The following is a 21,570-nucleotide window of genomic DNA, read 5'->3' on the forward strand; positions in this document are numbered from 1 at the left end:
TAAACCTTAATATTGCTGCAAAACAAAGCGGGGAGGCCTACCGGCCTCCCCGCTTTCGCCTCACGCCTTAAAGGCTAGGGAATGCAAACTGCGATGCCTCATGGCTCGCACGCTGCGGCCAGCGCTGCGTGATCGCCTTGCGACGGGTATAGAACCGCACCCCATCCGGGCCATACGCATGCAGGTCACCAAACAGCGAGCGCTTCCAACCACCAAAGCTGTGGTACGCCACCGGTACCGGCAGCGGTACGTTGACGCCTACCATGCCCACTTCGATTTCGTCACAGAACAGGCGGGCGGCCTCGCCATCGCGGGTGAAGATACAAGTGCCGTTGCCATACTCGTGATCGTTGATCAGTTGCATGGCCTGCTCCAGGCTATTCACGCGCACAATGCACAGAACAGGGCCGAAGATTTCTTCTTTATAGATGCGCATCTCAGGGGTCACCTTGTCGAACAAGGTGCCGCCCACGAAGTAACCATCTTCATTACCCGCGACACGGAAGCCGCGCCCATCCACCACCAGCTTCGCGCCCGCAGCAACACCGTCGTCGATATAACCGACGACCTTGTCCCGCGCAGCGGCAGTGACCAGCGGCCCCATGTCCAGGCCACAAGAGGTCCCGGCACCAATTTTCAGCGCCTTGATCTGCGGCTCCAGCTTGGCGATCAGTGCATCGGCGACCTGGTCACCCACACACACCGCCACCGAAATGGCCATGCAACGCTCACCGCACGAACCGTAGGCCGCGCCCATCAGTGCACTCACGGCATTGTCCAGGTCGGCGTCAGGCATCAGCACCGCATGGTTCTTCGCGCCGCCCAGGGCCTGCACACGCTTGCCGCGCTTGGTGCCCTCGGCATAGATGTACTCGGCAATCGGCGTCGAGCCGACGAAGCTCAACGCCTTCACCTCCGGCGCCTCGATCAGCGCGTCCACGGCTTCCTTGTCGCCGTGCACCACATTGAGGATACCCTTCGGCAGGCCGGCTTCGAGCAACAGCTGGGCGATGAACAATGTCGAGCTAGGGTCGCGCTCGGACGGTTTCAGGATAAAGGCGTTACCACAGGCAATGGCCAGCGGGTACATCCACAGAGGGACCATGGCCGGGAAGTTGAACGGAGTGATACCGGCCACCACGCCCAGCGGCTGGAAATCGGACCAGGCATCGATGTTCGGGCCAACGTTGCGGCTGTACTCACCTTTGAGCACTTCAGGCGCGGCACACGCGAACTCGACGTTCTCGATGCCACGCTTCAGTTCACCCGCGGCGTCTTCCAGGGTCTTGCCATGCTCCTCGCTGATCATCTGCGAGATACGCGCTTCGTTCTGTTCCAGCAGCTGCTTGAAACGGAACATCACCTGGGCGCGCTTGGCCGGTGGGGTGTTGCGCCAGGCCGGGAATGCAGCCTTGGCGGAATCGATCGCTTCCTGCACGGTGGCGCGGCTGGCCAGCTCGACCTTGCGTACCGCCTGGCCAGTGGACGGGTTGAAGACATCGGCGGTGCGCTCGCCCTTGGTAACCAGCTCACCGTGAATCAGGTGCTGAACAATGCTCATGCAAAACTCCAGATAAAGAAGGTAGATGCAGACGCGCGATCAGGTCACGCGCCTTACGTCAAAATCGCAAAGATCAGTCGATCTTGTTCAGCGCCTCACCCACCGCGTCGAACAGTCGGTCCAGTTCTTGCGGCGTGGTATTGAACGTTGGGCCGAACTGCAGGGTGTCGCCACCGAAGCGCACATAGAAGCCGGCTTGCCACAACTTCATCGCCGCCTCATACGGGCGAACGATGGCATCACCATCACGGGCTGCGATCTGGATCGCGCCAGCCAGGCCGTAGTTGCGGATATCGACAATGTTCTTGGTGCCTTTCACACCGTGCAGCAACTTCTCGAAGTGCGGCGCCAGTTCGGCAGCCGACTGCACCAGGTTTTCTTTCTGCAGCAGGTCCAGGGCCGCGATACCGGCAGCGCAGGCGACCGGGTGAGCCGAATAGGTATAGCCATGTGGGAATTCCACGGCGTACTCAGGCGTCGGCTGGTTCATGAAGGTCTGGTAGATCTCGCTGCTGGCGATCACCGCGCCCATCGGGATGGCCCCGTTGGTTACCTGCTTGGCGATGCACATCAGGTCCGGGGTCACGCCGAAGGCCTCGGCACCGGTCATGGCGCCCATGCGGCCGAAACCGGTGATCACTTCATCGAAGATCAGCAGGATGTTGTGCTGGGTGCAAATCTCGCGCAGGCGCTTGAGGTAGCCCTTGGGCGGAGGCAGTACACCTGCCGAGCCCGCCAGCGGCTCGACGATTACCGCAGCGATGTTCGAGGCATCATGCAGCTCGATCAGCTTGAGCATTTCGTCGGCCAGGGCGATACCGCCCTCCTCCGGCATGCCCTTGGAGTAGGCGTTGACCGGCAGCACGGTGTGAGGCAGGTGGTCGACATCCAGCAACTGGCCAAACATCTTGCGGTTGCCGTTTACGCCCCCCAGGCTGGTACCGGCGATGTTCACCCCGTGGTAGCCACGGGCGCGGCCGATGATCTTGGTCTTGGTGGCCTGCCCTTTCAGGCGCCAGTAAGCGCGGACCATCTTCAGCGCGGTGTCGGCGCACTCGGAACCGGAGTTGGTATAGAAGACATGGTTCAGGTCGCCAGGGGTCAGCTCGGCAATTTTCTCGGCCAGCTGGAACGACAGTGGATGGCCGAACTGGAACGCCGGGGAGTAGTCCAGGGTACCGACCTGGCGGGCGACCGCCTCGGTGATTTCCTTGCGGGTATGCCCGGCGCCGCAGGTCCACAGGCCAGACAGGGCGTCGAAGATCTTGCGCCCCTTGTCATCCACCAGGTAGTTGCCTTGCGCCGCCACGATCAGGCGCGGGTCGCGGTGGAAGTTGCGGTTGGCGGTATAAGGCATCCAGTGGGCATCCAGCTTGAGCTGGCTGGCAATACCGGAGGGAGCGGTTTCGGGCATGTTCATCGGCGGTTCCTCGGAAGACGATTAGGCAACGATGGATGTTGTTGCAGCTAAATTCGCACGGGGATAAAGTCTGAAAAAGCCTACATTTCTAATCTTCAGTTAGCGCAAGACTAAACATATGAGCCGACGCCCCGACCCCCTCGCACAAGTCAGCGATTTCGACATTCGCCTGCTGAAAATTTACCGCAGCGTAGTCGAATGCGGTGGCTTCTCCGCCGCTGAGAACGTGCTGGGTATTGGCCGCTCGGCCATCAGCCAGCAAATGAACGACCTTGAGCAACGCCTCGGCCTGCGCCTGTGCCAGCGGGGCCGCGCAGGTTTCTCGCTCACAGAGGAAGGGCGCGAGGTCTACCATTCGGCGCTGCAGCTGCTCAGTGCATTGGAAACCTTCCGTACCGAAGTCAACGGCCTGCACCAGCACCTTCGTGGCGAGCTGAACATCGGCCTTACCGATAACCTGGTGACCCTGCCGCACATGCGCATCACCCATGCCCTGGCCGAGCTCAAGGACCGCGGGCCGGATGTGCGCATCCAGATCCGCATGATCGCGCCAAGCCAGGTTGAGCAGGGCGTGCTCGACGGTAGCCTGCATGTCGGCGTGGTGCCCCAGACCAGCCCGCTCTCCGGCCTTGAATACCAGCCGTTGTACAGTGAACGTTCGCTGCTGTACTGCGCCGTCGGCCACCCACTGTTCTACGCAGACGACCAGCAGATCGACGATGTGCGCCTCAACGGCCAGGAAGCGATCGCCCCGACCTTCCGCTTGCCTGCCGATATCCAGGCCCATTACCAGGCGCTGAACTGCACCGCCAGCGCCTCCGACCGTGAAGGCATGGCGTTCTTGATCCTCACCGGCCGCTACATCGGCTACCTGCCCGACCACTACGCAACCTTCTGGGTCCAGCAGGGCCGCCTGCGCGCGCTCAAACCTGCGCAGCGCTTCTATGACCTGAGCCTGAGCTGGGTAACACGTAAAGGACGGCGGCCGAACCTGGTGCTGGAAAGTTTTCTCGAAAGCCTGGCAGCGACACGCTGATGCCTGCTTCTGACGCTAATGCTTGTCACTTGTGCACAGGAAGGTAATCTTGTCCGACATCCGTTGCCACAGACCTGTTCGGAATCGTCCATGACCCTAGAAGTCCCTGCGCATCGCCTTTCCGCCTCGGGCAAGCCCGCCGGCCGCATCCGCCAGAAGAACGAACAGGCCATCATCCAGGCCGCCGAGGACGAATTCGCTCGCCATGGGTTCAAGGGCACCAGCATGAACACCATCGCGCTGAAGGCCGGCTTGCCCAAGGCCAACCTGCATTACTACTTCACCAACAAACTCGGCCTGTATATCGCTGTACTGAGCAACATCATCGAGCTGTGGGATAGCACCTTCAACGCCTTGAGCGTCGAGGACGACCCGGCGGCGGCGCTGAGCCAGTACATCCGCACCAAAATGGAGTTCTCCCGCCGCAACCCACAGGCTTCACGGATCTTCGCGATGGAGGTGATCAGCGGCGGCAATTGCCTGACCGAATACTTCAGTGCCGACTATCGCGAGTGGTTCCGCGGCCGGGCTGCGGTGTTCCAGGCCTGGATCGAGGCGGGGAAGATGGACCCGGTCGACCCGGTACACCTGATCTTCCTGCTGTGGGGCAGCACCCAGCACTATGCCGACTTCGCCACCCAGATCTGCCAGGTCACAGGCCGCAGCCGCCTGACCAAGCAAGACATGGAAGACGCCAGCAGCAACCTTATCCACATCATTCTCAAGGGCTGCGGCATCACGCCGAGCGCCTGACTTTTCTATATGCCATCTACCCTGCTCGACCTCTGCGAGTTTCGCGAGGAAATCCGCAAGAGCCGTTTCATCACCCTCGCGGGCCCGATTTCCAGCGCCGCCGAGGCGATGAGTTTCATCGAGCGCCACAGCGACCTGGCCGCCACCCACAACTGCTGGGCCTGGAAGCTCGGTGCACAGTACCGCAGCAGCGATGACGGCGAACCCGGAGGCACGGCCGGTCGGCCGATCCTGGCGGCCATCGAGGCCCAGGACTGCGACCAGGTCGTGGTACTGGTGATCCGCTGGTATGGTGGTATTCAGTTGGGCACCGGTGGCCTGGCCCGCGCCTATGGCGGCGGCGCCAACAAATGCCTGCAACAGGCGCCGAAAAGGCTGTTGGTACAACGCAGCCAATTCACCTGCAGTTGTACGTTCAGCGAGCTGGCCTTGGTGAAATTGCGCCTGGCCGAGGCCGATGGTCTGGTGCTGGACGAGCAGTTCACCGCCAACGGTGTCGACCTGCAACTCGCAGTAGGCGATGCGCAGGTGCCCATGCTGCAACAGCAGCTGGCAGACCTTAGCCGCGGGCGGATCTTCCTCGAAACACGCTGATCTTTGCTCACAACAACTGTGGGCCTGCCTGTGGATAAGCTTGGGGCACTCTGCTGCAGCCCATAGGCATCAAGGCCCGCAGACCATTGAACATATTTTGATCAGTGTTTGATGACAGCCGCGGGCAGCGAAGTCCCTGACAGTTATCCCCAACCACCGTGCGTTCCTGTCCTGTTTCAGCGCTGCTTGCGCACATTTACTGTGGAACAGCCTGTGGATAACCCGTTAGCCAACAGCCGAAGCGCCCGGCCGCACAAGGCCTTGAGCAGGTGATCATTTTTTAACCACCCTTAACACGGGCGTACAAAGCGACTCTGCAGTATGCTCACTTCCTCTTCCCTGTCGCGTTAAAGGAATGTGGCTATGGCTACTTCGAGAACTGCCCTCATCATCGGTGCCTCCCGCGGCTTGGGCCTGGGCTTGGTGGAGCGTCTGCACGAAGACGGCTGGAACGTCACCGCCACCGTACGCGACCCCAGCAAACCCGGGGCACTCCACGCTGTGCCCGGCGTACGCATCGAACAGCTGGAGATGAACGACACCGCCCAGCTCGATGGCTTGAAACAGCGCCTGCACGGCGAGGTATTCGACCTGGTGTTCATCAATGCCGGTGTCATGGGCCCCCTGCCGCAGGACCTGGAAAGCGTAAAGCCCAGCGAAGTGGCTGACCTGTTCATGACCAACGCCGTAGCGCCCATCCGCGTCGCTCGCCGCCTGGTCGGCCAAGTACGTGAGGGCAGCGGCGTGCTGGCATTCATGAGCTCGATCCTAGGCAGCGTAACCATTCCCGACGGTGGCGAAATCTGCCTGTACAAAGCCAGCAAAGCAGCCTTGAACTCGATGATCAACAGCTTCGTGGTCGACCTGCAACGCCCTGACCTGTGCGTACTGGCACTGCACCCTGGCTGGGTGAAGACCGACATGGGCGGTGAAAATGCAGAAATCGATGTAGCCACCAGCACCCATGGCATGCTCGAGCAGATCAAGGCACAGAGCGGCAAAGGCGGCCTGCGCTTCATCAACTACAAAGGCGACGCTCTGATCTGGTGAGTGAATCCGATCACTGGTGGGGGCAATGCAGGGCCAGGCCGGACGCAATGCCAGGTCATGCCCTGTAGAATGCCGCCAACCGTACCTGATTTGAGAACATCCCTTATGTATGAATGGTTGAACGCCCTGCCCAAGGCTGAACTGCACCTGCACCTCGAAGGCTCGCTTGAGCCCGAGCTGTTGTTCGCCCTGGCCGAGCGCAACAAGATCGCCCTGCCCTGGAACGACGTGGAAACCCTGCGCAGCGCCTATGCCTTCAACAACCTTCAAGAGTTCCTCGACCTCTATTACCAGGGCGCGGACGTGCTGCGCACCGAGCAGGACTTCTACGACCTGACCTGGGCCTATCTGCAACGCTGCAAGGCCCAGAATGTGATTCATACCGAACCGTTCTTCGATCCGCAGACCCACACCGATCGCGGCATCCCGTTCGAAGTGGTGCTCAACGGTATCGACCAGGCGCTCAAGGATGGTCGCGAGCAACTGGGTATCAGCAGCGGCCTGATCCTGAGCTTCCTGCGTCACCTGAGCGAAGACGAAGCGCATAAAACCCTCGACCAGGCCCTGCCTTTCCGTGAAGCGTTCATTGCCGTGGGCCTGGACAGCTCCGAGCAAGGCCACCCGCCGAGCAAGTTCCAGCGCGTCTTCGACCGCGCCCGCAGCGAAGGCTTCGTAGCGGTGGCCCATGCCGGTGAAGAAGGCCCGCCCGAGTACATCTGGGAAGCGCTCGACCTGTTGAAGATCAAGCGCATCGACCATGGGGTACGCGCCATCGAAGACGAACGCCTGATGCAGCGCATCATCGACGAGCAGATCCCCCTCACGGTCTGCCCGCTGTCGAACACCAAGCTGTGTGTGTTCGATCACATGAGCCAGCACAACATTCTCGAGATGCTCGAGCGCGGCGTGAAGGTGACGGTGAACTCGGACGACCCGGCCTACTTCGGCGGTTACGTCACAGAGAACTTCCATGCCTTGCACACCCACCTGGGCATGACCGAAGACCAGGCTCGCCGGCTGGCACAGAACAGCCTGGACGCACGCTTGGTCTGACCGTTACACAGCGTTGCAGTCACCCGACCTGCAACGCTTCGACGCGGGCGATGCGGTTGATCTGCTGAACGCCTTCGGCCGATATCTGCAGCGCTCGCGTCCCTTCCGACTCGCGTATCCACCCCGACTGCAGGAACAGTTTGAGCAATGCCTGCCCGAGGCTACCGCCAAGGTGCGGCCCTTGATCACTCCACTCGCTGCAATGGCAGATCACGCAGCCCCGCTGTTGCTGTGGTGCCAACGCATCGATGTAGACGCCTATGCTCGCCAACTGTCTACGGCCCTGTTCAGTGACCATCAACCGGCCCTCGTAGCCCTCGAGCCACCCCGCCGCCACCAGGCGATGATAAAGCTCACTGGCCAGCTCGCCGCCCAGGTGTTCGCCACAACGACGGGCCCTGCGCATGGACATCGGCATCTGTAATGGCGCCGGCCGCTGTATTGCATCACTGCCAAGCTGCACGCTGGCCAGGGCTTCGACGGCCGCACCGACTTGGGGGGTGGCCAACCTGAAGTAGCGCTTGCGCCCGCGTGCCTCGAGCCTGAGCAGGCCTGCCGAGGACAGCAGTGACAAGTGGGCGCAGGCAGAAGATGAGGTCAAGCCGGTTATCATCGCCAATTCATCGGTAGGCCGCGGCGTGCCATCGATCAGGGCCCACAACATCGCACTGCGCTTGGGGTCGGCCATCAGGCCGGCAATCTGACTGATACTGCTGACTGCATTCATGTCCCTCTAACTCCCTGCAAGATCACATCTGATTTCCAATAGCCAACCTTGGCAACACCGATCACCACCCAGCCGCTGCCGGCCCGCGACAAGCAACCGCCTTGGAACCGCTGACACCTGGGCCAGTATAAGCCGCGCACGCGCGCTGTTCGGTACCTCTGCTCACCGCATAAAAAGGCCAAGGGGCTGGGTAGGGTGACCCTTGCGCGAATTATTCGGGTCGGTAACGCGCACTCTGCCTGGCGGGATTTACACAAGGCCGCAGCCCAGAGGGGAAGCAACAGCGCAGGAGGAAAGATGGCCCAACAAGGCGAGAGACTCTGCTGACAGACACGTTCCCCAAATAGCGCAAACTAAAGCGAAGCTTCGACATGCGTGGCGTGTGCATCTGGAAACTTCCGACCGGTCGCACGGCGTTGTCCTGACCGCCAGTCAGGCGACTCATACGGACCATGGCGTTGGGTGGCTATAGCGCTACACTTGATCCGCTCTCACCCGTAATCGGAGGCATGCCGCGATGAAGATTGTCGTCAGTACGTCCGACCGCAACCCTAACTGCCCCTGGCAGGTAAGGCTCGATCAGCATGTGGTGAGTTTCCGCAGCGAGGCCGAAGCGCGTGCCTTCGTCGCCACCCTGGAAACTCGCCTGCAAGCCCCTCACCCGCTCATGCCGGACGCGTGGCCTGCAGACGCCGGGTCAGCAGTGCGACACTGACGACCAGTGTGCCGCACAGGCTGATCACCAGCGTCATGGGCACCGCGCTGCCATCGTGCAGCAAGCCGACCAAGGCTGCCGCACCGGCGGCGACGCTGAACTGCAGGCAGCCCATCAATGCCGATGCACTGCCCGCCCGTGCGCCCTGGCCACTCATGGCGCAGGCCGCAGCATTGGGGATGATGCAACCCAGGCTGGCGATGCAGACGAACAGCGGTACCAGCAGTGGCCACAACTGCGTCGGCCGTAGTGCCGCGACCCCCAGCAATACCAACCCCGCCGCCAGGTAGAGCCAGACCGCCCGCACCAGCAGGAACGCCGGGCCGCGCTTGGCCAGCAGCCGCGCATTGATCTGCGCCACCAGAATGAAGCCCGCCGCATTGGTACCGAACAGCCAGCCATAGTGTTCCGCAGGTACGCCATAGAGCTTGATAAACACGAAAGGCGAACCGGCGATGTAGGCAAACATCCCCGCGATAGCGATGCCGCCTGTCAGCGCATGGCCGACGAATACCCGATCGGCAAACAGCCGCAGGTATTGGCGCAGAGCCCCCGACAACGGTGGCCGTGGCATGTGCGCGGGCAGGCTCTCGGGCAACCCCAGGCCAACAGCCAGCAGGCACGCCGCACTGAACAGGCTCAGCGCGAGGAAAATCGACTGCCACCCGGCCAGGTTCACCAGCACACCGCCGAGCATTGGTGCAAGGATCGGCGCCAACCCCATCACCAGCATCAGTTGCGAGAACACTTTGGCCGACGCCACCGGGTCGCATTTATCGCTGACGATGGCCCGCGACAGCACCATGCCCGCACAGCCGCCCAATGCCTGAACAAAGCGCGCCAGGATCAGCGTGTCGAGGTTAGGCGCATAGGCGCATGCCAATGACGCCAGGGTGAACAGCGCCACCCCGAACAGCAGCGGTTTACGCCGGCCGAAGCGGTCCGCCATTGGCCCGTATGCCAACTGCCCCAGCGAGAGGCCCAGAAAGTAGGCGGCCAAGGTGGCCTGGACATGTTTTTCATCGGTGGCGAATGCCTGCGCCATGGCCGGGAAGGCGGGCAGGTAAAAGTCAATCGCCAGCGGCCCGAACGCACTCAATGCGCCCAGGATCAGCACCATTCGCAGGTTCATCAGGAATCCATAGCAGGCTAAGCAAGTGCGTAAGTCTACCTGCAGTGGACGCCATCAGCATGAAAACCTTTGCAACAAAACAGCCGCATCATGGCTGCGCGAGTGGGCCGCAAGGGCGGCCCGTGCCTGCGTCAGGCAACCTCGGCCTGGTAACCTTCCTCACGGAGGGCAGCCAGTACCTGCTCCACCGCCAGGCTGCTCTGTACGCGCACCTGCCTGGCAGCCAGGTCGACGTCCACCTGCGCCTGCGCATCCTGCTCATGCAACGCGCGGGTTACAGCCTTCACGCAATGGCCACAGGTCATGCCCTGTACGTTGAACACTTGCATCGCTATTGCCTCCTTTGGGGTTTTGCGCAGTTTCAAGCTTGCCATCGGGGCAAGGTCAAGTTCTGTCTGAAACGGCCGGGGTGGAAATCCGCGCGGACCTCGGCCAAGCTGCGCCTTTGACGATTTGTGCAAGCAGGAGATTCTTCATGTTCAGGGCAGCAGTGAGCGTTGTCGGGCTGTTGGGCACACTGGCCGCAGTGCCACCGGCCAGCGCCGAGGGCAACTCGGACTACAGCGTGCTGATCATTTCACGTGAACGCCTGGAAGTGGCCACCAGCTGTGAAATCGGCGTCTACCTCAACGACCAGCTTTCCGGGCGCGTGTTCCAGGAACAGTCGACCTCCTTCAACCTGCCACCCGGCCCGGTAGACGTTCGCCTGCGCTTGCTGCCGGGGCAGATGCCCGGCTGTGCCGCCGGCATCGAGGACCAACGCAGCACGCGCTTGACCTTGCAGGCGGGCCAGATCAACAAATACCGCATTGCCATGGGCCACAATGGGCTTGAGTTGAAGCGAGCCGGCCTGGGCTATTGACCTTGCCTTCGTGGCAAGGTTGATGCTGGAGGCCAGTCCAAGGAGGAGCGCCATGCCCGCATCTACCACTTTCGACCTGCCGATTTCCGGCATGACCTGCGCCAGCTGTGCTGGCCGGGTCGAGCGCGCCCTGCGCAAGGTCACCGGCGCTGAACAGGTCAGCGTCAACCTGGCCACCGAACAGGCCCGGGTCCAGGCCCCGGCCGACAGCCTGCCCGCGTTGGTCGACGCCGTGCGCGGCGCCGGGTATGGCGTGCCGACCCGCACCGTGGAACTGCAGATCGGTGGCATGACTTGCGCCAGCTGCGCAGGTCGCATCGAACGTGCCTTGGGTAAATTGCCCGGGGTCGAGCAGGTCAGCGTCAACCTGGCCAGCGAACGCGCCCACCTCGAGGTGCTCCTGGCCCTAGATGACAACGTGCTGATCGACGCAGTCGAGCGGGCCGGTTACAGCGCCAGCCTGCCGCAGTCGGCCAAGGACGATCAGCAGGCCGCCCAGCGCCGACTGCGCAACGAACGCCTGGCCGTCGGCGCCGCCCTGCTGCTGGCCTTGCCCCTGGTATTGCCGATGCTGGTGCAACCGTTCGGCGTGCACTGGATGCTGCCGGCCTGGGCACAGTTCCTGCTGGCCACGCCGGTGCAGTTCATCTTGGGCGCACGCTTCTACGTGGCGGCCTACAAAGCCGTGCGCGCCGGCACTGGCAACATGGACCTGCTGGTAGCGCTCGGCACCAGTGCCGGCTATGGCCTGAGCCTGTACCAGTGGGCGCAGGCGCCGGCGGGCATGGCGCCACACCTGTACTTCGAGGCCTCGGCAGTGGTCATCGCCCTGGTGCTGTTGGGCAAATACCTGGAAAGCCGGGCCAAGCGCCAAACCGCCAGCGCCATCCGCGCCCTTGAAGCACTGCGCCCTGAGCGTGCGGTGAGGGTGGTCGAGGGGCGCGAGGAAGAGGTTGCGATCGCCCAACTGCGCCTCGGTGATCGGGTACTGGTAAAGCCCGGCGAACGCTTCCCGGTCGACGGCGAAGTAGAAGAAGGCAGCAGCCACGCCGACGAAGCCCTGATCAGCGGCGAGAGCCTGCCCGTCCCCAAACAGCCCGGTGACAGTGTCACCGGTGGCGCCATCAACGGCGAAGGCCGACTGCTGGTACGCACCCAGGCACTGGGCACTGAAACCGTGCTGGCCCGTATCATCCGCCTTGTCGAAGACGCCCAGGCGGCCAAGGCCCCCATCCAGAAACTGGTCGACCGGGTCAGCCAGGTGTTCGTGCCTGCCGTGCTGGTGCTGGCCTTGCTCACCCTGGTGGGTTGGTGGCTGGCTGGGGCACCGCTGGAGACAGCGCTGATCAACGCCGTCGCCGTGCTGGTGATCGCCTGCCCCTGCGCCTTAGGCCTGGCCACGCCAGCAGCGATCATGGCCGGTACCGGCGTCGCTGCCCGCCATGGCATCCTGATCAAGGACGCCGAGGCCCTGGAACGAGCCCATGCGGTCAACCGCGTGGTGTTCGACAAGACCGGTACGCTCACCTCCGGGAGCCCTCGGGTGGTCCACAGCGACACCTTGGTGGGTGACACTGCCGAGCTGCATCGCCTGGCCGGCGCATTGCAACGGGGCAGTGAGCATCCCTTGGCCAAGGCGGTGCTGGATGCTTGCGCCGAGCAAGGCCTGGATGTCCCCACCGTGGTCGACAGCCAGTCCCTTACCGGCCGTGGCATCGCCGGGCGGGTAGAAGGCCGTGAGCTGGCACTGGGCAACCGCCGCCTGCTCGAAGAAAGCAATCTGCAACCGGGTGGTTTGGCCACCCAGGCACAGGCCTGGGAAGCCGAAGGCCGCACCCTGTCGTGGCTCATCGAGCGTGGCCCGCAGCCCCAGGTGCTTGGCCTGTTCGCTTTCGGCGACAGCCTCAAGCCCGGGGCTGAGCAGGCCATCACCGCCTTGCACGGGCAGCACATCAGCTGCCACCTGCTGACCGGCGACAACCGGGGCAGCGCCAACGTCGTTGCCACTGCCCTGGGCATCGACGATGTGCATGCCGAAGTGCTGCCGGCCGACAAGGCAGCCACCGTCGCGGCACTGAAGAAGAACGGCGTGGTGGCGATGGTCGGTGACGGCATCAACGATGCGCCAGCGCTGGCCGCCGCCGATATCGGCATCGCCATGGGCGGCGGTACGGATGTGGCCATGCAAGCGGCCGGCATCACGCTCATGCGTGGCGACCCGCGGCTCGTACCGGCCGCCCTGGAAATCAGCCGCAAGACCTATGCGAAGATCCGCCAGAACCTGTTCTGGGCCTTCATCTACAACCTGGTCGGCATCCCCCTTGCCGCGCTGGGCTACCTCAACCCCGTCCTGGCCGGCGCCGCCATGGCGTTGTCCAGCGTCAGCGTGGTGAGCAATGCCCTGTGGCTGAAAACCTGGAAACCCGGCAGCACCCCTGAGGAGGCCCAATGAACATCGGTCAGGCCGCCCGCCGCAGCGGGCTCAGCACCAAGATGATCCGCTATTACGAGTCCATCGGCCTGCTCAAGCCGGCCACCCGCAGCGACAGCGGCTACCGCCTGTACCAGCCGCAAGACCTGCACAGCCTGGCGTTCATCAAGCGCTCGCGCGACCTGGGCTTTTCCCTGGAAGAAGTGGGCAAGCTTTTGACCCTGTGGCAGGACCGGCAACGCGCCAGTGCCGACGTCAAGGCCCTGGCCACGCAACACATCGATGCGCTGAACCAGCGCATCGACGAGTTGGTCAGCCTGCGTGACACCTTAAGTGAGCTGGTTGCCCACTGCCAGGGCAATGACCGCCCGGACTGCCCCATTCTCAAGGACCTGGCAAATGGCGGGGACTGCTGCCATTGACGGAGTTGGCCAACCCGACAGCTAATTGGTATGCCATATTAGCCTAACGCCGACCGAATAGTCGCCCAATGCGCCTTCGCCCAATAAATACGGGCATTTGCGCTCAAAAAATCCCGGACGCTGCCGATGCAGTCACTGCCTGCCTCGCGTGTGTAAAAAAATAAATTCCGGGAGCGTCGATGAACATCAAACAGAAACTGACCTGGGCATTCGCGGTGATTGCCGCCTTGCCCATCGTCCTCGTGGCCACCCTGGTGGTCATCAACCTGCGCGGCGAAGCCCGCGACGAATTCCTCGACAGCAGCAGCCGGGAAATTCGCCAGGTCAGCAATGCCATGAACCTGTTCTTCCAGGGCATCACGCAGAACGTCGACTACCTGGCCAGCCTGCCGCAAGTCACCGGTGCTGACGACAAGATCAAGAAACACATCAGCGCCTATGCTGCGCAAATCGCTCCAGGCGACCAGGACAAGGCGCTGTTCGAACTGTTCACGCGGCTGGCCAACAGCCACCCCGATTACGCCTATGTGTCCTACGGCCTGAAGGACGGCGGCTACGCCTTCTGGCCAGGCGACCCGAACATGAGCAACTACGACCCACGTACCCGCCCCTGGTACCAGGCGGCCATGGCCAACCCTGGCAAGACCCTGCGCACCGCACCTTACTACTGGGCAGGCGACGATGCCGTGCTGGTCAGCACCGTACGCGCCGTGGCCAACCAGCTCGGCAACCCGGGTGGCGTGGTCAACATCGACGTGTCGCTCAAGGGCCTGACCGAAATCGTCCAACAGATAAAACTGGGCGAAAGCGGCTACCTGATCCTCATGGAAAACAACGGCAACGTGATGGTCGACCCACGTGACGCCAGCCACAACTTCAAACAGCTGGCCAGCTTCGGTGACGGTTACGCCGAGTTGGCCAAGGCAGGCAAAGGCCTGGTCGAGGTCGACCTGGGTGGCGTGCGCTACATGGCAAACATTTACCCTGACGAGAAGCTCGGCTGGACCTTCATCGGCCTGATTCAGCAAGGCGAAGTGATGCAGACCACCATGCGCCTGACCTGGTTGATCGGCACCATCGCACTGGCCCTCGCCGCCTTGTTCGCGGTTGTCGGCGCGACCTTCGCCAAGCTCATCGTTCGCCCGATCAACAGCGTGACCAACGGCCTGGAAGACATCGCCCAGGGCGAAGGTGACCTGACCCGCAACCTGGAGGTACGCGGCCACGACGAAACCGCGCAACTGGCCAGTTGGTTCAACCAGTTCCTCGGCGCTATCCGCAGCCTGATCCAGCACATCGGCTCGGCCGCCAGCAAGATCCTCAGCACCTCCAGCAGCTCGACGCGGGTGTCCAGTGACATGGCCGAGGCCGCCGGGCGCCAGCGCGAAGCAGTGGACATGGTCTCCACCGCATTCCATGAAATGGTCGCCACCGCCAACGAAGTTGCCCGCTCCTGCAGCCAAGCCGCGCAATCGGCTGACAGCGGCCAGCAGCAGGCCCGTGAAGGCCAGCAACAGATCGACGCAGCGGTGAACAGTGTCGACCGGCTGAGCCAGGAAATCGAACAATCGGCGCAGTCGATCCAGCAACTGGAGCGCGACAGCAACGCCATCCAGTCGATCCTTGGCACTATCCGTTCGATTGCCGAGCAGACCAACCTGCTGGCCTTGAACGCAGCGATCGAGGCTGCGCGGGCGGGCGAACAGGGCCGCGGTTTTGCCGTGGTCGCCGACGAAGTGCGGGCCTTGGCCAAACGTACCGCTGACTCTACCGCCGAAATCGACGGCCTGCTGGGCAACCTGGCCAGCCGTACTGCCGAAGTCGCCGAGCAGATGCATGCCAGCCTGGAAGTGTCGCAACAGTCGGTCAGCCGCATCGGCCTGGCGCGCGACAGCTTCGGCCAGATCCGCGAATCGGTGGACATCATCCGCGACATGAACACGCAGATCGCCACGGCGGCCGAAGAACAGCACCAGGTGGCCGAGGACATCAACCGCCATATCAGCCAGATTCACGGCGATGCGCAACTGGTGGCCGAACTGGCCCAGGCGGCGCGCCAGGACTCCGAGAGCCTGGCCGGGTTGTCCAATGAACTGGACTCGCTGGTGCGGCGTTTCCGCACCTGATCTACCACCGCTACCAGCCCTGCAGGAACAGCGCAAGCCACCGGCCTGTGATGTTCCTGTAAGGGCCCGTTCAGGCCAACCTACAACCTCAGCTCCCCGGGCGTGGACCCGAACAGCTGCTTGAAAGCGGCGATATAGGCCGATGTCGAGTCATAGCCGCACCCCAGTGCCGCCTCGGTCACACTCTCCCCCGCCTCCAGCAACGCCAGCGACGACAACAGCCGCATGCGCTGGCGCCAGTTGCGGAAACTCAACCCAGTTTCGCGCTGGAACAGCCGCATCAGGGTTTTCTCCGAACACCCCAGTTGCAGCGCCCACTGCTGCAGCGTCTGCACCTGGTCCGGCGCGGCGATCAGGCTATTGCACAGTGCCAGCAACCCAGGGTGGCGTGGCAGCGGCAGGGAAAACCCCACCTCAGGCAGTGTCCTCAGTTGGTCGAGCAGCACCGCGACCAGGCGCCCTTCGGCACTGTCGCCATCGGGATAATGCGCAGGTAACAGGCAGAACTGCTTGATCAGCTCGCGCGCCAGGGGCGTCACCTCCAGCACCCGGCATCGCGCCGAGGCCCAGGGGCAGGCATCGCGGCGAATGTACAGGCTGCGCATTTCCGCCTGCCCCGACGTGACCACCTCGTGTTCGGCATCGGCGGGAATCCAGACACCCCACTGGGGCGGCGCAAAGTAGCTGCCCTCCCGGGTATACACCCCCAGCACCCCCGAAATCGCATACGAGAACTGCACCCAGTCGTGGCTGTGGCACGTGGTCCAGGAGCCCGCACCCAAGGTTTCGGCGCGGGCATAAACGGGCCTGGGTAACTGGTCCAGGGCGGGGATGGCACGGGGATGTCCGATACTCGGCATGGTGGTTTCTTGTAGTTCTGACCAGACAAGCCTAACACCTGTAGCAAGCGCCAAGCGCACCCTTACAGGTAATCAGCGCTCGACGATCACCGTCACCCCTTGCCCACCCGCCGCGCAGATCGAGATCAGCCCACGCCCCTTCCCTGCCGTCGCCAACAGCTTGGCCAGGTTCGCCAGGATCCGTCCTCCGGTCGCTGCGAACGGGTGCCCTGCCGCCAACGAACTGCCTTTGACGTTGAGCTTGCTGCGGTCAATCGAGCCCAGCGGGGCCTCCAGCCCCAGCCGCTCACGGCAGTAGTCGGCGTCTTCCCAGGCCTTGAGGGTGCACAGCACCTGGGCGGCAAAGGCTTCGTGAATTTCGTAGTAGTCAAAATCCTGCAGGGTCAGGCCGTTGCGCGCCAGCAGCCGAGGCACGGCGTACACCGGAGCCATCAACAGCCCTTCCTGGCCTTTGACGAAGTCCACCGCAGCGGTTTCGCCATCGACCAGATAGGCCAACACCGGCAGCCCCTGTGCTTCGGCCCATTCCGGCGTACCAAGCAGCACCAGCGACGCGCCGTCGGTCAGCGGCGTGGAGTTGCCCGCGGTAAGTGTGCCCTGGCCGCTGCGGTCAAACGCCGGCTTGAGCGCGCTCAGTTGCGCCAGGGTCAGGTCTGGGCGCAGGTTGTTATCCCGGGTCAGGCCCAGGAACGGTGTAAGCAGGTCATCCTGCCAACCGTCGGCATAGGATGCCGCCAGTTGCTGATGGCTGAGCAGCGCCAAGGCGTCCTGCTCAGGGCGGCCAATGTGCCACGTCTGCGCCATGCGCTCGCAATGTTCGCCCATGGACAACCCGGTACGGGGCTCGCCATTGCGTGGCAGTTCGGGTTTCAGGTGCCCCGGGCGCAGCTGCAGGAAAGGCTGGAGCCGCTCGCCGAGGGTCTTGCCACGGTTGGCCTGTAACAAGATGCGCCGCAGGCCCTCATTGACCGCGATCGGCGCATCGGACGTGGTATCGACACCACCGGCGATGCCGCTGTCGATTTGCCCCAGGGCGATCTTGTTGGCCACCAGCAGCGCGGCCTCCAGCCCCGTGCCGCAGGCCTGCTGAATGTCGTAGGCCGGTGTTTGCGGTGACAAGCGCGAGCCAAGCACGCATTCGCGGGTCAGGCTCATGTCACGCGAGTGCTTGAGCACCGCACCGGCCACCACTTCACCCAGGCGCAGGCCGTGCAGACGATAACGTTCAATCAAGCCCTCCAGGGTGACAGTGAGCATCGCCTGGTTGCTGGCAGTGGCGTAGGCCCCATTGGAGCGGGCAAAAGGGATCCGGTTGCCACCCAGGATCGCGACCCGACGAAGTGAACGCATGCGTAGATTCCTCCTGACACAATTCGATCCGAACAGCCTAGGTGTTTTTGCCGCATTCGAACGACCTTGCCATAAAGTTGGTCCACACTTGCAAGCTTGCCTCAAGGGAGACCCGCACATGAGCGACCGCTATCTTGGCTTTGCCAACTCCAATCTCGGCAGCCGCCTCGTCGATGCCCTTGGCCTGCCCAAGCCGGCCCCTCTGGAGCGCTGGCAGGCTGGCCGCCTGCGCCCGGTAGAGGGCGCCCTGGTGGTCGGTGGCGGGCCATTGGCAAACGAGGTCGAAGCCATCGCCCCGCGCCTGACCGACGAGCTTTACAGCTTCAACGGCCAAGGCTTGCAGGCACCCGCCTGGGTGGCTGGCCTGGGGCCGAAGCTCAAGGCTGTGGTGTTCGATGCCAGCCATCTGTCCGACAGCGATGCGCTCAAGCAGTTGCGCGAATTCTTCCAGCCGCTGGTACGCAGCCTGGCCCCTTGCGCCCATGTGGTGATACTCGGACGCGCGCCGGAGGCAATCGAAGACCCGCTTGCCAGCGTCGCCCAACGGGCCCTGGAAGGCTTCAGCCGTTCGCTGGCCAAGGAGCTGCGCAACGGCGCCACGGCGCAACTGCTGTACGTGGCGGCAGGCGCCGAGGCGCAGCTCGAAGGGGCGCTGCGCTTTTTCCTGTCGCCCAAAAGTGCGTTCATATCCGGCCAGGTGCTGCGCCTGGAACCCTGCGCCAGCCAGGTCGCCGACTGGACCCGCCCCCTCGCTGGCCGCCGTGCCTTGGTCACCGGCGCGGCGCGGGGCATCGGTGCCGCCATCGCCGAGACCCTGGCCCGCGACGGTGCCGACGTGCTACTGCTGGATGTCCCACAAGCACAGCAAGACCTTGATGCCCTCGCCGCCCGATTGGGGGGCAAGGCGCTTGGCCTGGACATCTGCGCCGGCGACGCGGCCGCGCAATTGCTTGCAGCCCTGCCAGGGGGCATCGACATCGTCGTGCACAATGCTGGAATCACCCGTGACAAGACCTTGGCCAACATGACCCCGGAGTACTGGGACGCGGTACTGGCCGTAAACCTCAAGGCCCCGCAGGTATTGACCCAGGCACTCTACGACGGCGGCGCGCTTGGCGAGGATGCACGCATTACCTTGCTGGCGTCCGTCAGCGGTATTGCCGGCAACCGCGGCCAGGCCAACTATGCGGCGAGCAAGGCCGGGCTGATCGGCTTCGCCCAGGCCTGGGCGCCCAGGCTCGCCGCACGCGGTGCCAGCATCAACGCCGTGGCGCCCGGTTTCATCGAGACACACATGACCGCCGCCATGCCTATCGGGCTGCGCGAGGCCGGGCGGCGCTTGAGCTCACTGGGCCAGGGCGGGCGGCCGCAGGATGTCGCCGAAGCCATCGCCTGGCTCAGCCAGCCGGGTTCCGGCGCGGTCAATGGGCAGGTGCTGCGAGTCTGCGGCCAGGCACTGATGGGGGCGTGAACATGAACCGCCAATGGCACCAACTGACCCACCCCGCTTCGCGCGCCAGCCTTTACCTGCGCGCCGCCAGCAAGCGCAAGATCAGCGGCGATACGCTGCCGGCCGATGGCCTGCGCTGTGTCATCCGCGTGCAGCCTGGCAACCTGGAGGCCTACCGTCGGCTGTGCCACTTCACCGATGACGGCCGCCTGCCAGGCACCTACCCACACGTGATGGCCTTCACCTTGCAACTGCAACTGCTGACCGCACACGAATTCCCCTTCCCATTGCTCGGCCTGGTGCACCTGCATAACCGCATCGAGGTGCTGCGCCCCTTGGGTGGCATCGACGGGCTGCGGTTTTCGGTCTACGCCGACAACTTGCAGGCCCATCCCAAGGGCGGCACGTTCGACCTGATCACCGAAGCCGAGGATGGCCTGGGCCTGCTGTGGCGCGAAACCAGCCGCATGCTGGTGCGTGGTTTGAAGCTGCAGGGCCAGCCTGAACACAGCGAGGACAGCGAGCCGCAACCGTTGCCAGAAGCAACGCGCTGGTACGCCGACAGCGATATCGGCCGGCGCTACGCCAAGGTCTGCGGCGACTACAACCCGATTCACCTGAGCAGTGCCAGCGCACGGTTGTTCGGGTTCCCCAAAGCCATCGCCCATGGCATGTGGAGCAAGGCCATGGCACTGGCGGCGCTGCATACGCACCTGCCGAACAGTGGCTACAGCTTCGAGGTGGACTTCCGCAAGCCGGTGCGCTTGCCGTCGGAAGTGGTACTGAGCGCCAGTGCGCCAGGGCCAACAGGCGCACTGCGCCTGGATGGGCATGGCCAGTTGCTGCACATGGTCGGGCGCTGGGGTGCGCTCTAGAGGGCCGGGGCTGCAGGCACGGCGCCAAATCCACTTGCTTTGCATCGGGCCTCCATCGAAGCTATGCAGCACGAGGAGACCCCGATGAACCTGCAAGAACTTACCGAACGCCTGCACCGGATCCGCGACAACAACGACTGGCGCGGCTTCCACAGCCCGAAGAACCTGGCCATGGCCGCCAGCGTGGAAATGGCCGAGCTGGTGGAAATCTTCCAATGGCTGAGCGAAGACCAATCGCGCCAGCTTCCTGCAGATGAACTCGCCCATGCCGGCCAGGAAGTGGGGGATGTGGTGCTCTACCTGTTGCTGCTGTGCAGCGAACTGGGCCTGGACATGGAGCAGGTAGTTCGGGCCAAGCTGGCCGACAGCGAGAGGCGCTTCGCCCGATGAACGACCGTCACTTCGATGAGCTGGCCACCCGTTTTGCCGAGAAGATCTACGGAGGTGCCAAGGGCGCGATCCGCCTGGCCGTGCTCCAGGCCGACCTGGCCGAAGCCCTGCCGGACCGGCCGCTGCGGGTGCTGGACATCGGCGCCGGGCTTGGTCACATGGCCCTGTGGTTGGCCGAGCGCGGCCATCACCTGACCCTCGCCGAACCCGCCGCGCCGATGCTCGATGGCGCCCGGGAACGCTTTGCCGAGGCAGGCCAGCCGGCAACGTTCATTCAGGCGCCCTGGCAGGACCTGCTCGGCCAACTCACCGAACCCTATGACCTGGTGCTGTGCCATGCGGTGCTCGAATGGCTGGCCGAACCAGAAAGCATTCTGCCGGTGCTGCACCAGCTGACTGCCCCCGGTGGGTGGTTGTCGTTGGCATTCTACAACCGTGACGCGCTGGTCTATCGCAACCTGCTCAAAGGCCACTTCCGCAAGCTGCGCAGCAACCGCCTGGAAGGTGAAAAGCAGAGCCTTACCCCGCAGAAACCGCTTGATCCGCGTGAACTCAAGGCGCAACTTGAACCCATGTGGCACGTGGAAAGCGAGAGTGGTGTGAGGGTGTTTCACGACTATATGCCCAAGGAATTCCAGGCCAAGGCCGAGCTGCTCGACTTGCTGGAAATGGAACTGGCCCACCGCCGTCACCCAAGCTTCGCCGGGCTTGGCCGCTATCTGCACTGGATATGCCGCCCCCGTTGATCCGCCTGCCGGGAGGA

General features: G+C 63.4%; 20 protein-coding genes and 2 pseudogenes. 15 read left to right on the top strand and 7 right to left on the bottom strand.

Going from position 1 to position 21,570, the window contains the following annotated elements:
* Positions 1–67: 67 nt before the first annotated feature.
* Both APH34_RS05215 and APH34_RS05220 read right to left on the bottom strand, forming a co-directional pair.
* Positions 68–1,561 (bottom strand): CoA-acylating methylmalonate-semialdehyde dehydrogenase, encoded by a 1,494-nt coding sequence (locus APH34_RS05215; protein ID WP_054900122.1) that lies wholly within the window; start codon positions 1,559–1,561, stop codon positions 68–70.
* A 73-nt stretch (positions 1,562–1,634) separates the two neighbouring features.
* The gene (locus APH34_RS05220) at positions 1,635–2,981 is read right to left on the bottom strand and encodes an aspartate aminotransferase family protein (protein WP_054900123.1); all 1,347 of its coding nucleotides are present in this window, start codon (positions 2,979–2,981) and stop codon (positions 1,635–1,637) included.
* A 118-nt stretch (positions 2,982–3,099) separates the two neighbouring features.
* Here APH34_RS05220 and APH34_RS05225 point away from each other — a divergent pair, with 118 nt between their 5' ends.
* The 5 genes from APH34_RS05225 (at position 3,100) to APH34_RS05245 (ending at position 7,467) form a co-directional block, all read left to right on the top strand.
* Positions 3,100–4,017: a LysR family transcriptional regulator gene (locus APH34_RS05225; protein ID WP_054900124.1), complete on the top strand. Its 918-nt coding sequence runs from the start codon at positions 3,100–3,102 to the stop codon at positions 4,015–4,017.
* Positions 4,018–4,107: 90 nt separating this feature from the next.
* The gene (locus tag APH34_RS05230) at positions 4,108–4,770 is read left to right on the top strand and encodes a TetR/AcrR family transcriptional regulator (protein ID WP_054900125.1); all 663 of its coding nucleotides are present in this window, start codon (positions 4,108–4,110) and stop codon (positions 4,768–4,770) included.
* 9 nt (positions 4,771–4,779) lie between these two features.
* The gene (locus APH34_RS05235) at positions 4,780–5,364 is read left to right on the top strand and encodes a YigZ family protein (RefSeq protein WP_054900126.1); all 585 of its coding nucleotides are present in this window, start codon (positions 4,780–4,782) and stop codon (positions 5,362–5,364) included.
* Positions 5,365–5,727: 363 nt separating this feature from the next.
* Positions 5,728–6,414 (top strand): SDR family oxidoreductase, encoded by a 687-nt coding sequence (locus tag APH34_RS05240; RefSeq protein WP_054900127.1) that lies wholly within the window; start codon positions 5,728–5,730, stop codon positions 6,412–6,414.
* Positions 6,415–6,519: 105 nt separating this feature from the next.
* The gene (locus tag APH34_RS05245) at positions 6,520–7,467 is read left to right on the top strand and encodes an adenosine deaminase (protein ID WP_054900128.1); all 948 of its coding nucleotides are present in this window, start codon (positions 6,520–6,522) and stop codon (positions 7,465–7,467) included.
* Positions 7,468–7,486: 19 nt separating this feature from the next.
* On the opposite strand, the gene APH34_RS05250 is transcribed toward APH34_RS05245, so the two are convergent.
* Positions 7,487–8,194: a helix-turn-helix transcriptional regulator gene (locus tag APH34_RS05250; protein ID WP_054900129.1), complete on the bottom strand. Its 708-nt coding sequence runs from the start codon at positions 8,192–8,194 to the stop codon at positions 7,487–7,489.
* A 517-nt stretch (positions 8,195–8,711) separates the two neighbouring features.
* Between APH34_RS05250 and APH34_RS29880 the strand changes: the two genes are divergently transcribed.
* Positions 8,712–8,909, top strand: coding sequence for a hypothetical protein (locus APH34_RS29880; RefSeq protein WP_082422727.1), 198 nt, complete (start codon positions 8,712–8,714; stop codon positions 8,907–8,909).
* Here APH34_RS29880 and APH34_RS05255 read toward each other — a convergent pair.
* Positions 8,860–10,041 (bottom strand): multidrug effflux MFS transporter, encoded by a 1,182-nt coding sequence (locus tag APH34_RS05255; RefSeq protein ID WP_054900130.1) that lies wholly within the window; start codon positions 10,039–10,041, stop codon positions 8,860–8,862. The two genes, APH34_RS29880 and APH34_RS05255, sit on opposite strands and share 50 nt — an antisense overlap.
* A 131-nt stretch (positions 10,042–10,172) precedes the next feature.
* The gene (locus APH34_RS05260) at positions 10,173–10,370 is read right to left on the bottom strand and encodes a heavy-metal-associated domain-containing protein (protein ID WP_054900131.1); all 198 of its coding nucleotides are present in this window, start codon (positions 10,368–10,370) and stop codon (positions 10,173–10,175) included.
* Positions 10,371–10,516: 146 nt separating this feature from the next.
* Here APH34_RS05260 and APH34_RS05265 point away from each other — a divergent pair, with 146 nt between their 5' ends.
* The 5 genes and pseudogenes from APH34_RS05265 to APH34_RS30265 form a co-directional block, all read left to right on the top strand.
* Positions 10,517–10,903, top strand: a complete 387-nt coding sequence (locus tag APH34_RS05265; RefSeq protein WP_054900132.1) for a hypothetical protein — start codon at positions 10,517–10,519, stop codon at positions 10,901–10,903.
* Positions 10,904–10,955: 52 nt separating this feature from the next.
* Positions 10,956–13,355: a heavy metal translocating P-type ATPase gene (locus tag APH34_RS05270; protein WP_054900133.1), complete on the top strand. Its 2,400-nt coding sequence runs from the start codon at positions 10,956–10,958 to the stop codon at positions 13,353–13,355.
* Positions 13,352–13,756 (top strand): Cu(I)-responsive transcriptional regulator, encoded by a 405-nt coding sequence (cueR, locus tag APH34_RS05275; protein ID WP_054900134.1) that lies wholly within the window; start codon positions 13,352–13,354, stop codon positions 13,754–13,756. The genes APH34_RS05270 and cueR overlap by 4 nt, the downstream gene beginning before the upstream one ends.
* Before the next feature lie 335 nt (positions 13,757–14,091).
* Positions 14,092–15,024: pseudogene (locus APH34_RS30260) on the top strand (cache domain-containing protein); the annotation flags it as partial.
* A gap of 261 nt (positions 15,025–15,285) precedes the next feature.
* Positions 15,286–15,882 (top strand): annotated as a pseudogene (locus APH34_RS30265) (methyl-accepting chemotaxis protein); the annotation flags it as partial.
* Between the two features lie 80 nt (positions 15,883–15,962).
* Here the strand turns inward: APH34_RS30265 and APH34_RS05285 are convergent.
* Together APH34_RS05285 and APH34_RS05290 are read right to left on the bottom strand one after the other, a co-directional pair.
* Positions 15,963–16,742 carry a helix-turn-helix transcriptional regulator gene (locus APH34_RS05285; RefSeq protein WP_054900136.1) on the bottom strand — a complete coding sequence of 260 codons (780 nt, stop codon included), beginning with the start codon at positions 16,740–16,742 and terminating at the stop codon, positions 15,963–15,965.
* Between the two features lie 72 nt (positions 16,743–16,814).
* Positions 16,815–18,092, bottom strand: a complete 1,278-nt coding sequence (locus tag APH34_RS05290) for an acetyl-CoA C-acetyltransferase (RefSeq protein WP_054900137.1) — start codon at positions 18,090–18,092, stop codon at positions 16,815–16,817.
* A gap of 118 nt (positions 18,093–18,210) precedes the next feature.
* On the opposite strand from APH34_RS05290, the gene APH34_RS05295 reads away from it, so the two are divergent.
* The 4 genes from APH34_RS05295 (at position 18,211) to APH34_RS05310 (ending at position 21,553) form a co-directional block, all read left to right on the top strand.
* Positions 18,211–19,563, top strand: coding sequence for a 3-oxoacyl-ACP reductase (locus tag APH34_RS05295; RefSeq protein ID WP_054900138.1), 1,353 nt, complete (start codon positions 18,211–18,213; stop codon positions 19,561–19,563).
* Between the two features lie 2 nt (positions 19,564–19,565).
* Positions 19,566–20,417: a MaoC/PaaZ C-terminal domain-containing protein gene (locus APH34_RS05300; RefSeq protein WP_054900139.1), complete on the top strand. Its 852-nt coding sequence runs from the start codon at positions 19,566–19,568 to the stop codon at positions 20,415–20,417.
* Between the two features lie 84 nt (positions 20,418–20,501).
* On the top strand, positions 20,502–20,807 hold the full coding sequence (locus APH34_RS05305) for a MazG-like family protein (protein WP_054900140.1): 306 nt from the start codon (positions 20,502–20,504) through the stop codon (positions 20,805–20,807).
* Positions 20,804–21,553, top strand: a complete 750-nt coding sequence (locus APH34_RS05310; protein ID WP_054900141.1) for a methyltransferase — start codon at positions 20,804–20,806, stop codon at positions 21,551–21,553. The genes APH34_RS05305 and APH34_RS05310 overlap by 4 nt, the downstream gene beginning before the upstream one ends.
* Positions 21,554–21,570: the final 17 nt, after the last annotated feature.

Source organism: Pseudomonas sp. NBRC 111131 (assembly GCF_001320525.1).
Classification (GTDB): Bacteria; Pseudomonadota; Gammaproteobacteria; order Pseudomonadales; family Pseudomonadaceae; genus Aquipseudomonas; species Aquipseudomonas ceruminis.

What these genes read in the sequence shown, in the direction of transcription:
- APH34_RS05215 (WP_054900122.1), bottom strand. Translation starts at nt 1,561, where the DNA reads ATGAGCATTGTTCAGCACCTGATTCACGGTGAGCTGGTTACCAAGGGC.
- APH34_RS05220 (WP_054900123.1), bottom strand. Translation starts at nt 2,981, where the DNA reads ATGAACATGCCCGAAACCGCTCCCTCCGGTATTGCCAGCCAGCTCAAG.
- APH34_RS05225 (WP_054900124.1), top strand. Translation starts at nt 3,100, where the DNA reads ATGAGCCGACGCCCCGACCCCCTCGCACAAGTCAGCGATTTCGACATT.
- APH34_RS05230 (WP_054900125.1), top strand. Translation starts at nt 4,108, where the DNA reads ATGACCCTAGAAGTCCCTGCGCATCGCCTTTCCGCCTCGGGCAAGCCC.
- APH34_RS05235 (WP_054900126.1), top strand. Translation starts at nt 4,780, where the DNA reads ATGCCATCTACCCTGCTCGACCTCTGCGAGTTTCGCGAGGAAATCCGC.
- APH34_RS05240 (WP_054900127.1), top strand. Translation starts at nt 5,728, where the DNA reads ATGGCTACTTCGAGAACTGCCCTCATCATCGGTGCCTCCCGCGGCTTG.
- APH34_RS05245 (WP_054900128.1), top strand. Translation starts at nt 6,520, where the DNA reads ATGTATGAATGGTTGAACGCCCTGCCCAAGGCTGAACTGCACCTGCAC.
- APH34_RS05250 (WP_054900129.1), bottom strand. Translation starts at nt 8,194, where the DNA reads ATGAATGCAGTCAGCAGTATCAGTCAGATTGCCGGCCTGATGGCCGAC.
- APH34_RS29880 (WP_082422727.1), top strand. Translation starts at nt 8,712, where the DNA reads ATGAAGATTGTCGTCAGTACGTCCGACCGCAACCCTAACTGCCCCTGG.
- APH34_RS05255 (WP_054900130.1), bottom strand. Translation starts at nt 10,041, where the DNA reads ATGAACCTGCGAATGGTGCTGATCCTGGGCGCATTGAGTGCGTTCGGG.
- APH34_RS05260 (WP_054900131.1), bottom strand. Translation starts at nt 10,370, where the DNA reads ATGCAAGTGTTCAACGTACAGGGCATGACCTGTGGCCATTGCGTGAAG.
- APH34_RS05265 (WP_054900132.1), top strand. Translation starts at nt 10,517, where the DNA reads ATGTTCAGGGCAGCAGTGAGCGTTGTCGGGCTGTTGGGCACACTGGCC.
- APH34_RS05270 (WP_054900133.1), top strand. Translation starts at nt 10,956, where the DNA reads ATGCCCGCATCTACCACTTTCGACCTGCCGATTTCCGGCATGACCTGC.
- cueR (WP_054900134.1), top strand. Translation starts at nt 13,352, where the DNA reads ATGAACATCGGTCAGGCCGCCCGCCGCAGCGGGCTCAGCACCAAGATG.
- APH34_RS05285 (WP_054900136.1), bottom strand. Translation starts at nt 16,742, where the DNA reads ATGCCGAGTATCGGACATCCCCGTGCCATCCCCGCCCTGGACCAGTTA.
- APH34_RS05290 (WP_054900137.1), bottom strand. Translation starts at nt 18,092, where the DNA reads ATGCGTTCACTTCGTCGGGTCGCGATCCTGGGTGGCAACCGGATCCCT.
- APH34_RS05295 (WP_054900138.1), top strand. Translation starts at nt 18,211, where the DNA reads ATGAGCGACCGCTATCTTGGCTTTGCCAACTCCAATCTCGGCAGCCGC.
- APH34_RS05300 (WP_054900139.1), top strand. Translation starts at nt 19,566, where the DNA reads ATGAACCGCCAATGGCACCAACTGACCCACCCCGCTTCGCGCGCCAGC.
- APH34_RS05305 (WP_054900140.1), top strand. Translation starts at nt 20,502, where the DNA reads ATGAACCTGCAAGAACTTACCGAACGCCTGCACCGGATCCGCGACAAC.
- APH34_RS05310 (WP_054900141.1), top strand. Translation starts at nt 20,804, where the DNA reads ATGAACGACCGTCACTTCGATGAGCTGGCCACCCGTTTTGCCGAGAAG.